Source organism: Pseudomonas sp. BNK-44-b (assembly GCF_047456245.1).
Lineage (GTDB): Bacteria > Pseudomonadota > Gammaproteobacteria > Pseudomonadales > Pseudomonadaceae > Aquipseudomonas > Aquipseudomonas machongensis.
The window spans coordinates 4,357,467-4,369,112 of the sequence record NZ_CP179908.1; the positions used below are offsets into that span (position 1 = coordinate 4,357,467).

Consider the following 11,646-nt stretch of genomic DNA (forward strand, 5'->3'; position numbering starts at 1 on the left):
GCTGGTGGTCGCAAGGTGGCGGAATGCTACTCGCTACTGAGAATCACTTGCAAGAAGTGCGATCACTCGAACAGTGCGTCCAGGGCCTGCTCCAGACGCGTCACCGCAATCACCTGCAAGCCTGCTGGCGGTTCCTTGGGGGCGTTGCCCTTGGGCACGATGGCGCGCTTGAAGCCATGCTTGGCCGCCTCCTTCAGGCGCTCCTGGCCGCTGGGCACCGGACGCACCTCGCCAGAAAGACCGATCTCGCCGAACACCAGCAGGCCATGGGCCAATGGGCGGTTGCGCAGGCTCGACATTACCGCTGCGAGCAGCGCCAGGTCGGAGGCGGTCTCGAGCACCTTGACCCCGCCGACCACGTTGAGGAACACGTCCTGGTCATGGGTGGGAATGCCGCCGTGGCGGTGCAACACCGCCAGCAACATCGCCAGGCGGTTCTGGTCCAGGCCCAGGGTGACCCGCCGCGGGTTGGCCAGGTGGCTGTCGTCGACCAGCGCCTGCACCTCGACCAGCATCGGCCGGGTGCCCTCCCAGGTGGCCATCACCACGCTGCCCGGCACCTCTTCCTGGGTGCGGTTGAGGAAGATCGCCGAAGGGTTGGAGACCTCCTTCAGGCCACGGTCGGTCATGCCGAACACACCCAGCTCGTTGACCGCGCCGAAACGGTTCTTCACCGCTCGCAGCAGGCGCAGGCGTCCGTCCGATTCGCCCTCGAAATACAGCACGGTGTCGACCATGTGCTCGAGTACCCGCGGGCCTGCCAGCGAGCCCTCCTTGGTCACGTGGCCAACCAGGAAGATCGCCGTGCCGCTCTGCTTGGCGTAACGCACCAGCAGCGCCGTGCTCTCGCGCACCTGGGCCACGCCACCGGGAGCCGATTGCAGCTGTTCGGTGAAGATGGTCTGGATCGAGTCGATCACCATCACCCGCGGCTTTTCCACCCGCGCCGTGGCGATGATGGTTTCGATGCAGGTTTCGGTCATCACCTTGAGCTGGTCCTGGGGCAGGCCCAGGCGCCGCGAACGCATGGCCACCTGCTGCTGCGACTCCTCGCCGGTGACATACAGCGCAGGCATCTGCGTGGCGATGTTGCACAGGGTCTGCAGCAGGATGGTGGACTTGCCGATACCTGGGTCACCGCCAATCAGCACCACCGAACCATCGACCAGGCCGCCGCCAAGCACACGGTCAAGCTCGGTGCTGCTGGTGGTGAAGCGCGGGATCTCCTCGACACTCACCTCGGCCAGGGTCTTGATCTGCGCCTGCTGCCCGGTCCAGCCCGCACGCCCGGAAGGCGCTGCAGCGCCGCCGCTTTCGATCATGGTCTCGACCAGGGTGTTCCAGGCGCCGCATTCGCCACACTGGCCGGCCCATTTGGGAAAGGTCGCGCCGCACTCGGTGCAGCCATACAAGCGCTTGGCCTTGGCCATCGGGTCAGTCTCCTGGGCAAAGACCGCCATGATAGCCCAAGCCCGATGTGCCTCGGGCGCTGCTGCGTGCGACAAAACTATTCGTTCTAATGGCAGTCTGTAGCCCTGAATGCAGCGCATGAAGCGTTTTAGTGGCTTACACTGCGTTTACCTCACCATTTGTTACAAAGGAATAAAACATGGGCGTGCTCAGCGAGTTCAAGGCCTTCGCGGTCAAGGGAAATGTCGTCGACATGGCGGTTGGTATCATCATCGGCGCGGCCTTCGGCAAGATCGTCTCGTCGTTCGTGGGCGACGTGATCATGCCGCCACTGGGCCTGCTGATCGGCGGGGTGGACTTCAGTGACCTGGCGATCACGCTCAAGGCTGCAGAGGGTGATATACCGGCAGTGGTGCTGGCTTACGGCAAGTTCATCCAGACCGTCATCGACTTCGTGATCGTGGCCTTCGCCATCTTCATGGGCGTGAAGGCGATCAACCGCCTCAAGCGCGAAGAGGCCGTGGCGCCCACCACCCCGCCGGTACCGACGCCGCAGGAAACCCTGCTGACCGAGATCCGCGACCTGCTCAAGGCGCAGAACCGCCAGCCCTGACCAAAACGTTCCGGGGCCGCGATACGGCCCCGGATAGCGTTTCTACCAGTAGTTCTCCACCGCCACCTGCCCCGGCCGCTTGCTCAGGCTCAGTTGCAGGTCACGCGCCTTCAGCACCTTGCGTGTCTCGTCGATCATTTCAGGGTTGCCGCACAGCATGATCCTCGAATGCTCCGGCGAAAACTCAAGCCCCGCGGCCCGCTCCAGCACGCCGTTCTCGATCAGCGTGGTGATCCGCGCATTCAGCGCGCCAGGGTGCAGCTCACGCGTAACCACCGGAATGAACTGCAGCTTGCCGGCGAACTCGGCCAGGTAGTCGCGCTGTTCAAGCCCGGCGATCAGATCCACGTACGCCAACTCCTTGGCTTCGCGCACCGAATACACCAGCTTGATGTTGTCGAAGCGTTCCCAGGCCTCGAAGTCCTGGAGGATCGACACGAAGGGGGCGATACCGGTGCCTGTGGCCAGCAGCCACAAGTCGCGGCCACCGACGAAGCGGTCCAGGGTCAGGTAGCCGAAGGCCTGGCGGTCGATCAGCAGGGTGTCACCCTCTCCCAGCCGGCTCAACTCACTGGTGAACTCACCGCCCGGCACCACGATGGAAAAGAAATCAAGAAACTCGTCATGGGGCGCGCTGACCATCGAGTAGGCCCGCCACACCACACTGCCGTCGGCCTTGGCCACCCCAAGGCGCGCGAACTGCCCGGCACGGAAACGGAACCCCGCATCACGGGTTACACGCAGGCTGAAAAGGTTCGGCGTCAGGGGTTGGACATCGAGCAGGGTTTGTGAAGTGAATTTGTCGGCACTGGCGGTCATGACGGACTCCCGAGGTGAATGCGCCAAGTGTGGCGCAAAGTGACGCCCAGGAACACCGAGGAGCTGTAGGGTCTCGTACAAAATCGGTACAACTAAATCTATATCGATAGCACACGCTATAGCGAAAAATTTCCAGCGCTTTAGTCAGCTTTTCCTACACTCGGATGGATGCCACCGAAATTTGGATCCACTTGGAGCAACAACATGTCGCATTGGAAGCCGGAAAATCTCCAGATATTGCTGGGCGAAAGGCACCCCGAACGTATGTTCGACCACGCCATCGCACTCGTTCAGGAGATGGACATGCAGTACGTAGGGCTTGCCCTGCACCTGCATGTTCCCGCGCAACGTGCCCATGTAATCCTGTACAACAATTTTCCAAAGGAATGGAATGCCCACTATCAGGCGGATCGCAACTTCATCGAGCAAGACCCCATCATAGCCCTCAGCCGCCGCTCCACGGTCCCGGTGCTCTGGGAAGACAAGCTCTACGACGAAGCCCCCGAATACCGCAGCCTCGCTTGCAGCCATGGCCTGCGTCATGGGTGGACGCAGTCGCTCTACGATCACATCAACCACGCCAGCCAGCTCAGCGTGGCCCGCCCCGAGCACAAGGTCTCGACGCTCGAATTCCTGACCAAGAGCGCACAATTGCTCTGGCTGCACAACGTACTGCATGAACTGATCTGCGAACATCACCGCAGACTGATGGACCCAGCCCCTGCCCTGACCGACCGTGAGCTGGAAGTCACCAAGTGGACCGCTGACGGCAAGACCGCGTCGGACATCGCCTGCATTCTCTCGTTGTCGCAGAGTACCGTGAACTTCCATATTCGCAGTGTGATCGCCAAACTCGGCGTGTCCAACAAGACCGCTGCCGCCGCAGTTGCCGCCGCTCGCGGCTTGATCTGGAAGTAACTGCCCGCTACCGGCAAAGCCCTGTAGAATCGAAGGCTTTGACGCTTGCGATCATCCACCGCAGGCAAAGCCGCATCGAGCCCGTTCCCCCATGCCCCTGCTGACCAGCCCATTCGCCGAACTCGACCTGATCCGTCAACCGGAGCAGAACAACGACCCCCTGCAAGCCTTCGACGCTGCCGACGAGTACCTGCTGAGCCACTTGGCAGCCCAGGCACCGCAAACCACGTGTCGCGTGCTGATCCTCAACGACAGCTTCGGCGCCCTGGCGGCCAGCCTCGCCGGCCATGTGCAGGTGACCAGCAGCGGCGACTCCCACCTGGCCCACCTGGCCCTGGAAAAAAACCTCGCGCGCAATAGCAAACCCTACGACGCGGTGCCCTTCATACCCTCCAGCGAGCATTGGCAAGGGCCGTTCGACCGTGTGCTGATTCGCGTGCCCAAGACCCTCGCATTGCTCGAGGAACAACTGATCCGCCTGCAAGGCAAGCTGGCGCCCGGCGCCGAAGTGATCGCCGGGGCGATGATCAAGCACCTGCCCCGCGCCGCCGGCGACCTGATGGAGCAGTACATCGGCCCGGTCCAGGCGTCGCTTGCGCAGAAAAAGGCACGCCTGTTGATCGCCACGGTCGGCGAGCGCCCTGTCGCCACCTCGCCCTACCCCACCCGCTACCGCCTGGACAGCCCCGCGCTGGAGCTGATCAACCATGCCAACGTGTTCTGCCGCGAAGGCCTGGACATCGGCACCCGCGCTTTCCTCCCGCACCTGCCGCGCAACCTCGGCAGCGCCCGCGTCGCCGACCTGGGATGCGGCAATGGCGTGCTGGCCATCGCCAGTGCACAGGTCAACCCCGATGCGCACTACACCCTGGTGGACGAGTCGTACATGGCCGTGCAATCGGCGCGGGAAAATTGGCAGGCGGCACTGGGCGATCGCGCGGTGGACATTCGCGCCGATGATGGCCTGGCCGGGCAGCAGAAGCAGTCGCTGGATGTGGTGCTGTGCAACCCGCCATTCCACCAGCAGCAGGTGGTCGGCGACTTCCTCGCCTGGCGCATGTTCCAGCAGGCTCGGGAGGCGCTGGTGGTCGGCGGCGCGCTGTACATCGTCGGCAATCGCCACCTGGGCTATCACAGCAAGCTGTCGCGGTTGTTCCGCGGTGTGGAGCAGGTCGCGGCGACGCCGAAGTTCGTGGTGCTCAAGGCGCGCAAGTGATCGTAGGGCCAACTGTCTTGCTCAAAATCTGAAGACCAGCCCAATCCCTGTGGGAGCGGCGGTTCGGCGTCCCGACTTGTCCCGCGATCACCGGCGAAGCCGGTGCCATGCACCGCAGTGTCCTTTTCGCGGGCAAGCCCGCTCCCACAAAAAAAATGCAGGGCCGGATAGGACGTTTCTGAATCTGCAGCCTGCCAGCTTCAAGCAAATCTTCCTGAGAACTATCCTACGCATTTTGCGGAAGCGTCTTGATTGTCGGGGAAATGTCTCAGGGATACCGTCGCTGGGACGTCGAGTTGGCGACCGGGCGTGAGAAACCCGAACGATATTGACCCAGGCTTGCAGTCATGGCGGCCGTGTATGGGCAGACTTCGGTCTGGCCGGGTTCCAGTATCCTCGGTTTTCTCACCCCATACGCGGCTGCCACCCTCATCTGGTGAGAAGGATGAACGGCGGTTTCATCTATCGATACTGGATATTCGCCATGAAAAAGATCGTCCCCGACCCACCCCGCTTCATCCCCAGCCCCGCTAATGCGAGGGCTCTAGCATGAGTGATCACCCCAACGACTACACCACCGCAGGCGTCGCAAGCTTCCTGGACATGTTCCGCGTGCAACCCGGCCTGTCACCGGAGCGGGTGCTGGAGGAAGTTTCGGTATTGCTGGGCTGCATTCGCGACCTGAGCGACCAGGAACAGGCCGCCCCGGCCTCCATCACAGCACTGCATTACCTCAGCGCACTGGCCAAAGGCCTGCTGAACGATCTGGAAATCGCCCGCAACAGCGTCCATTAAACCGGACGTGACCTCTGTGAGAGCGGCGGTTCTGCGTCCCGACTGGTCCCGCGAAAAAGACACTGCGGTCTCTGGCACCGGCTGCGCCGGTGATCGCGGGACCAGCCCGCTCCCACAAGGGCTGGGCTGGCCTTTAGATTTTGAACCAGGAAGGTGCTCCTACCCGGCTCAATGCGTACTCAACCCCGCCGCACTCATGAACATGCGCATGCCATAGGCCACGATCCCCAGCGCCGCGACACTCAGCGCCCAGATCAGCACCAGCCAGCCCAGGCGCTGCCACAACGGTTTCTTCTCCTCGATATCCATCGCCCGGCACTCCCTAGTGGTAGCCATCGTCGTGGGTCACCTTGCCGCGGAACACGTAGTAGCTCCAGAAGGTGTACCCCAGGATGAACGGCAGGATGAACAGCGTCCCCACCAGCATGAAGCCCTGACTCTGCGCTGGCGCAGCGGCATCCCAGATCGAGATCGACGGCGGAATGATGTTCGGCCACAGGCTGATACCCAACCCGCTGTAGCCCAGGAAGATCAGCACCAAGGTCAGCAGGAACGGCGTGTAGTTGGCGTTGCGCGCCACCGCCTTGAGCAACCCATAGAAGGTCACCAGCACCAACACCGGTACCGGCATGAACCAGATCAGGTTGGGCATGCTGAACCAGCGATCGGCGATCTGTGGATAAGCCAGCGGCGTCCACAGGCTGACGATGCCGATCACCACCAGCAGCACCAGCGCCAACGGGCGCGCCAGGTCGTGCATCTGCTTCTGCAGCGGCCCTTCGGTCTTCATGATCAGCCAGGTGCAACCCAGCAGCGTGTAGGCCACGATCAGCCCCAGGCCGCTGTAGATGCTGAACGGCGTCAGCCAGTCAAATGCGCCACCAGCGTAGTGGCGGTCTACCACCTTGAAGCCCTCGATGAAGGCCCCCAGCGCCACGCCCTGGAAGAAAGTGGCCACCAGCGAACCCCAGATGAACGCCTTGTCCCACAGGTGGCGCTTGTCGTCCTTGGCCTTGAAGCGGAACTCGAAGGCCACGCCACGGAAGATCAGGCCCACCAACATCAGGATCAGCGGCAGGTACAGCGCCTCGAGCACCACCGAATAGGCCATCGGGAAAGCCCCGAACAGCCCCGCCCCGCCCAGCACCAGCCAGGTCTCGTTGCCGTCCCACACCGGGGCGACGGTGTTCATCATCACATCACGGTCACGCTCGCCCTTGACGAAGGGGAAGAGCATGCCGATTCCCAGGTCGAAGCCATCCATGACCACGTACATCATCACCCCGAAGATGATGATCACGGCCCAGATCAGCGGAAGATCGATACCCATGGCTCAGTTCCCCTTGTTCAGGCTGGCAGTATCGTGGTCCGCACCACCATCGTCGGCAGCCGACAACGGCCGCGCTGGCGTGCGTTTCTGCCCCGGACCGCCCGGCGGCTGTGCGTCACCCTCCCCGGTGTGCGGCCCTTTGCGTACCAGGCGCATCATGTAGCCCAGACCGGTACCGAACAGCGCGAAGTACACCACCACGAACATCACCAGGGTGAAGCCGAGCTGCCCGTAGCTGTGGTTCGACACCCCGTCCGCCGTGCGCATCAGCCCATACACCACCCACGGCTGACGACCGATCTCGGTGGTGAACCAGCCCGCAAGAATCGCAATCAACCCCGACGGCCCCATCCACAGCGTGAGGTGGAGGAACGGCCGCGAGGTGTAGAGCGTGCCGCGCTTGCGCAGCCACAGGCTCCACAGGCCGACGAAGATCATCAGGAAGCCCAGCCCGACCATGACCCGGAACGACCAGAACACGATGGTCGAATTCGGCCGGTCTTCAGGCGGAAACTCCTTCATCGCCGGCACTTGCTTGTCCAGGCTGTGGGTCAGGATCAGGCTGCCCAACGCTGGAATCTCTACCTTGAAGCGCGTGGTCTCGGCCTTCATGTCGGGGATGCCGAACAGGATCAGCGGCGTCGGCTCGCCGGGCTTGTTCTCCCAGTGACCCTCGATGGCGGCGATCTTCACCGGCTGATGCTTGAGCGTGTTCAGGCCATGGAAGTCACCGATCACCGCCTGGATCGGCGTGACAATCAGCGCCATCCACATGGCCATCGACAGCATCTTGCGCACCGCCGGATTATCCCGCCCACGCAGCAGATGCCAGGCCGCCGAGGCACCGACGAAGAACGCCGTGGCCACGAACGCAGCGGTGGCCATGTGCATCAGGCGGTAGGGGAACGAGGGGTTGAAGATGACCATCAGCCAGTCGACCGGCACCACCCGGCCATCGATGATCTCGTGGCCCTGGGGCGTCTGCATCCAGCTGTTGGAGGCAAGGATCCAGAAGGTCGACACCAGCGTGCCGAGCGCCACCATCACCGTGGCGAAGAAGTGCAGCCCCCGCCCCACGCGGTTCCAGCCGAACAGCATGACCCCGAGGAAACCCGCCTCGAGGAAGAAGGCGGTGAGCACTTCGTAGGTCAGCAACGGCCCGGTAACAGCCCCGGCAAAATCGGAGAAACGGCTCCAGTTGGTGCCGAACTGATAGGCCATGACCAGCCCCGAGACCACCCCCATGCCGAAGTTGACGGCAAAGATCTTCGACCAGAATTGGTAGAGGTCGCGGTAGACATTGTCGTGGGTCTTCAGCCAGAGGCCCTCGAGGACCGCCAGGTAGCTCGCCAGACCAATGGTGATGGCCGGGAACAGGATGTGGAAGGATACGGTAAACGCAAACTGGATTCGGGCGAGCTCCAAGGCCTCTAAACCGAACATAGTGCTTCCTCTTCAGGTAATCCGGGCGTTCGGGCTCGTGACCCTCGCGCTCACTGCCCCCACGGTAATCGAGTGCGCTGTTGTCGAATTGTTCTGTTCGATCGCAGGGATTCTGGCCAGGCGGCCAACTCGTTTCATCTGGAACGATTGATCCAAATCAACGACTGTTGGGAAGCATAGTCCCGAATGCCAGGGCAGGCTGTGTGGTTGTTTGCCGCGTGACCGGTTGCCTCACCCTCTTTACTCGCGACGGGTTTGGTGGATCGCCCGATCAACCCGATGGAACCCTTGGCCAATGGCCACAGTCCACCCTTCAGGCCCACCTTCCAGAGGCCTTCACCAGGAGACACCCATGAAAGGTACAGCGCTTTCCGCCCTCTTCGCGGCCGCCACCCTGCTGGCCTCGCCTGTATTCGCCGCCGATGACCTGTGCGCGATCAACCTGCAGAAGATCGACGACAGCATGGCTACCGCCGGCGCCACGTCCGAAGGCCTGGACAAGGCACTCACCGAGCATGTCGACAAAGCCAAGGCCGCCCAGGCCAGCGGCGACACCAAGGAGTGCATCGCCATCACCAGCAAGGTGCTGGAGCGCCTGGAAAAGACCGAGAAAGGCAGCGGCTCGGCCGGCGGCAGTGGCGCCTGAGCCCCTCTGTTGCAACGGGCGGCGGCACCAGCAGTCGACGCCGCCCGTGCAAAGGCGTATACTCGGCGGCACGTGTCGAGAGATACGTCAGCTAGAGCTGAGTGTGGGGCCGATCAGGATTCGACGCCGGTAGCGAAACTCTAGGTGCATGCCGAGTTGGTAACAGAACTCGTAAATCCACTGTTGCAACTTTCTATAGTTGCCAATGACGAAAACTACGAGGGCTACGCTCTCGCTGCGTAAGCAGCTGAGCCCGCTCTCCTGGTAGCTTCGGCTCCAGCAATCACTAGGGGATGCCTGTAAACCCGAAGTGATTGTCATACAGAACAGGATCGTCGTGTAGCACGTTGGGGGCAAAGCGACTAAAACTTACCCAACTCGTCCAAAGCACCCTGCCCGTCGGGCGGCTGCGGATTAACTCAATAGACACGGCTAAGCATGTAGTACCGACAGCGGAGTACTGGCGGACGGGGGTTCAAATCCCCCCGGCTCCACCAAATGATCAAACAAAGACGTCCACGGACGTCTTTTTTTGTGCCTGAAAGCCAGTAAATACGCGGCCTCCAGCGCTTTTGCGGTCTTTCAAGAGTTTTTGAGTTCCAGCCATTCGGGTATTCCAGGCGGTATTCCAGCTCACCCGGTGCTAATCTTTGGAATACCGAATCAGTGCTTGAGGACAATCTCATGCCTGCTCAAAACCTCCGCCTCTCCGATCGACAGCTCAAGGGAGTCAAACCCGCGTCCAAGGATTACGTCCTCACAGACGGTGACGGTTTACAGCTACGCGTACGCAGCAACGGCTCGTTGCTGTGGAATTTTAACTACCGCGAACCGGTGACCAAGAAGCGCATCAACATTGGCTTCGGGACCTACCCCGAACTGTCACTGGCGAACGCACGAAAGATGGCAGTAGATGCCCGCGAGCTGCTCGCCCAAGGCATCGATCCGAAGGTGCAGCGCAACACGCTGAATGAAGCCAAGCGCGCTGAGACTGAACACACTTTCGAGAACGTGGCTACCGCCTGGTTCGAGCTCAAGAAAGACTCGGTGACCCCGGCCTACGCCGAGGACATTTGGCGGTCGCTCACGCTGCATGTATTCCCAGAATTGAGGACAACACCACTGACGAAAATCACCGCGCCGATGGTGATCGCATTGCTTCGTCCAATCGAAGCGAAAGGCAGCCTGGAAACGGTCAAGCGTCTCAGCCAGCGGCTAAACGAGATCATGACCTACGGCGTCAACTCCGGCCTGATCTTCGCCAACCCGCTCACCGGCATCAGGGCAGTATTCAAGAAGCCCAAGAAAGAGAACATGGCTGCGCTTCCGCCCGAAGAGCTCCCCGAGCTCATGCTGGAGATCGCGAACGCCAGCATCAAACGCACCACCCGCTGCCTGATCGAATGGCAGTTACACACAATGACTCGCCCCGCCGAGGCGGCAACTACTCGCTGGGCAGACATCGACTTTGAAAGGCGTGTCTGGACTATCCCAGCAGAGCGGATGAAAAAGCGCCGCCCGCACAGCATTCCGTTGAGTGATCACGCTGTAGCACTGCTGGAGTCACTGAAGACTCACAGCGGCCATCGCGAATACGTCTTCCCGGCAGACAGAAATCCGCGCACCCACGCCAATAGCCAGACGGCCAACATGGCGTTGAAACGCATGGGATTCCAGGATCGGTTGGTCAGCCACGGTATGCGCTCGATGGCCAGCACCATCTTGAATGAACATGGGTGGGACCCCGAACTCATTGAGGTCGCACTGGCGCATGTCGACAAGGATGAGGTGCGCAGCGCTTACAACCGGGCCGACTACATCGAGCGCCGGCGTCCGATGATGGCTTGGTGGAGTGAGTACATCCGGAAGGCCGCCACCGGCAGCCTGCTTGCCTCAGCCTACGGCCAAGTCAGAGACAAGAACGTGGTGCCGATTCGCTAGTTCTGTACGGCGCAAGAACGGCAGCAGCAACAACTGAACGCTCAAGATTCGGGGCAAGCAGCCTCGCTCATCCGCTTCTTAGCACGGGTCCTTCCAAACAGGGCTGCAAAGCCGCCCTGTTTGGAAGGACCTCACTTTGAAGAGCTAAAAGCGACCACATTGTCCAGGATTTACCACGGAATTCCACCGGTGGATAACCGCTCTTAAAGTCCAAAGTGGCGCTGAATTCGAACCTTGACCGGGTTTATCCACAGGCGTAGAACTGGCCGTGCAAGCGCTGTCGATGACAGCACCCCAGGTGACTCGAGCCTTAAAGGTCACGCCGCTCTGGCGGTGGTTCTCCCCAAGGGCGATTCGCATCCGGCAGCTCGCCCGGTCACTACCCATGTGATGGATGCTCTTACACATATGGCGCTCGTGCGCCAGATACTCCGTACCTCGCTGCCCTGCAGCAACCTATCCGCTTGGCCGAATCTTGCGCCAACCTGTGCCCGTCTCTTTCTGTGGAAAGAGAC

11 protein-coding genes and 1 other RNA gene are annotated in these 11,646 nt (G+C 61.5%); 7 read left to right on the forward strand and 5 right to left on the reverse strand.

Annotation, left to right across the window (positions count from 1 at the left end; genetic code table 11):
- Window positions 1–62: 62 nt before the first annotated feature.
- On the reverse strand, window positions 63–1,430 hold the full coding sequence (radA, locus tag ACMGGG_RS19970; protein WP_414154268.1) for a DNA repair protein RadA: 1,368 nt from the start codon (window positions 1,428–1,430) through the stop codon (window positions 63–65).
- 179 nt (window positions 1,431–1,609) lie between these two features.
- Between radA and mscL the strand changes: the two genes are divergently transcribed.
- Entirely contained in the window at window positions 1,610–2,023 is a 414-nt protein-coding gene (mscL, locus tag ACMGGG_RS19975; protein WP_054894040.1) for a large-conductance mechanosensitive channel protein MscL, read from the forward strand.
- 42 nt (window positions 2,024–2,065) lie between these two features.
- On the opposite strand, the gene ACMGGG_RS19980 is transcribed toward mscL, so the two are convergent.
- Window positions 2,066–2,842 (reverse strand): ferredoxin--NADP reductase, encoded by a 777-nt coding sequence (locus ACMGGG_RS19980; protein WP_414154269.1) that lies wholly within the window; start codon window positions 2,840–2,842, stop codon window positions 2,066–2,068.
- Between the two features lie 204 nt (window positions 2,843–3,046).
- Here ACMGGG_RS19980 and ACMGGG_RS19985 point away from each other — a divergent pair, with 204 nt between their 5' ends.
- The 3 genes from ACMGGG_RS19985 to ACMGGG_RS19995 all read left to right on the forward strand — a co-directional run bounded on the left by ACMGGG_RS19985 (window position 3,047) and on the right by ACMGGG_RS19995 (window position 5,771).
- On the forward strand, window positions 3,047–3,760 hold the full coding sequence (locus tag ACMGGG_RS19985) for an autoinducer binding domain-containing protein (protein ID WP_414154270.1): 714 nt from the start codon (window positions 3,047–3,049) through the stop codon (window positions 3,758–3,760).
- A gap of 91 nt (window positions 3,761–3,851) precedes the next feature.
- Window positions 3,852–4,976 (forward strand): methyltransferase, encoded by a 1,125-nt coding sequence (locus ACMGGG_RS19990; RefSeq protein WP_414154271.1) that lies wholly within the window; start codon window positions 3,852–3,854, stop codon window positions 4,974–4,976.
- Window positions 4,977–5,525: 549 nt separating this feature from the next.
- Window positions 5,526–5,771 carry a DUF3077 domain-containing protein gene (locus ACMGGG_RS19995; RefSeq protein ID WP_054894036.1) on the forward strand — a complete coding sequence of 82 codons (246 nt, stop codon included), beginning with the start codon at window positions 5,526–5,528 and terminating at the stop codon, window positions 5,769–5,771.
- Between the two features lie 168 nt (window positions 5,772–5,939).
- Here the strand turns inward: ACMGGG_RS19995 and ACMGGG_RS20000 are convergent, their stop codons facing one another.
- From ACMGGG_RS20000 to ACMGGG_RS20010, 3 genes are read right to left on the reverse strand one after another with little or no spacing between them, the layout of a single operon-like run.
- A complete protein-coding gene (locus tag ACMGGG_RS20000; protein ID WP_063546145.1) occupies window positions 5,940–6,080 on the reverse strand; it encodes a DUF2474 domain-containing protein in 141 nt (46 codons plus the stop codon).
- A 13-nt stretch (window positions 6,081–6,093) separates the two neighbouring features.
- Window positions 6,094–7,101, reverse strand: coding sequence for a cytochrome d ubiquinol oxidase subunit II (cydB, locus tag ACMGGG_RS20005; protein WP_054894034.1), 1,008 nt, complete (start codon window positions 7,099–7,101; stop codon window positions 6,094–6,096).
- Between the two features lie 3 nt (window positions 7,102–7,104).
- Window positions 7,105–8,544, reverse strand: coding sequence for a cytochrome ubiquinol oxidase subunit I (locus ACMGGG_RS20010; RefSeq protein WP_112899182.1), 1,440 nt, complete (start codon window positions 8,542–8,544; stop codon window positions 7,105–7,107).
- A gap of 352 nt (window positions 8,545–8,896) precedes the next feature.
- On the opposite strand from ACMGGG_RS20010, the gene ACMGGG_RS20015 reads away from it, so the two are divergent.
- The 3 genes from ACMGGG_RS20015 to ACMGGG_RS20025 all read left to right on the forward strand — a co-directional run bounded on the left by ACMGGG_RS20015 (window position 8,897) and on the right by ACMGGG_RS20025 (window position 11,131).
- Entirely contained in the window at window positions 8,897–9,190 is a 294-nt protein-coding gene (locus ACMGGG_RS20015; RefSeq protein ID WP_112899183.1) for a hypothetical protein, read from the forward strand.
- 105 nt (window positions 9,191–9,295) lie between these two features.
- Window positions 9,296–9,687: a transfer-messenger RNA gene (gene ssrA / locus ACMGGG_RS20020) on the forward strand.
- A gap of 187 nt (window positions 9,688–9,874) precedes the next feature.
- Window positions 9,875–11,131, forward strand: a complete 1,257-nt coding sequence (locus ACMGGG_RS20025; RefSeq protein WP_414154272.1) for an integrase domain-containing protein — start codon at window positions 9,875–9,877, stop codon at window positions 11,129–11,131.
- The last annotated feature ends 515 nt before the right edge of the window (window positions 11,132–11,646 follow it).

What these genes read in the sequence shown, in the direction of transcription:
- cydB (WP_054894034.1), bottom strand. Translation starts at nt 7,101, where the DNA reads ATGGGTATCGATCTTCCGCTGATCTGGGCCGTGATCATCATCTTCGGG.
- radA (WP_414154268.1), bottom strand. Translation starts at nt 1,430, where the DNA reads ATGGCCAAGGCCAAGCGCTTGTATGGCTGCACCGAGTGCGGCGCGACC.
- ACMGGG_RS19995 (WP_054894036.1), top strand. Translation starts at nt 5,526, where the DNA reads ATGAGTGATCACCCCAACGACTACACCACCGCAGGCGTCGCAAGCTTC.
- ACMGGG_RS19990 (WP_414154271.1), top strand. Translation starts at nt 3,852, where the DNA reads ATGCCCCTGCTGACCAGCCCATTCGCCGAACTCGACCTGATCCGTCAA.
- ACMGGG_RS19985 (WP_414154270.1), top strand. Translation starts at nt 3,047, where the DNA reads ATGTCGCATTGGAAGCCGGAAAATCTCCAGATATTGCTGGGCGAAAGG.
- ACMGGG_RS20000 (WP_063546145.1), bottom strand. Translation starts at nt 6,080, where the DNA reads ATGGATATCGAGGAGAAGAAACCGTTGTGGCAGCGCCTGGGCTGGCTG.
- mscL (WP_054894040.1), top strand. Translation starts at nt 1,610, where the DNA reads ATGGGCGTGCTCAGCGAGTTCAAGGCCTTCGCGGTCAAGGGAAATGTC.
- ACMGGG_RS20015 (WP_112899183.1), top strand. Translation starts at nt 8,897, where the DNA reads ATGAAAGGTACAGCGCTTTCCGCCCTCTTCGCGGCCGCCACCCTGCTG.
- ACMGGG_RS20010 (WP_112899182.1), bottom strand. Translation starts at nt 8,544, where the DNA reads ATGTTCGGTTTAGAGGCCTTGGAGCTCGCCCGAATCCAGTTTGCGTTT.
- ACMGGG_RS19980 (WP_414154269.1), bottom strand. Translation starts at nt 2,842, where the DNA reads ATGACCGCCAGTGCCGACAAATTCACTTCACAAACCCTGCTCGATGTC.
- ACMGGG_RS20025 (WP_414154272.1), top strand. Translation starts at nt 9,875, where the DNA reads ATGCCTGCTCAAAACCTCCGCCTCTCCGATCGACAGCTCAAGGGAGTC.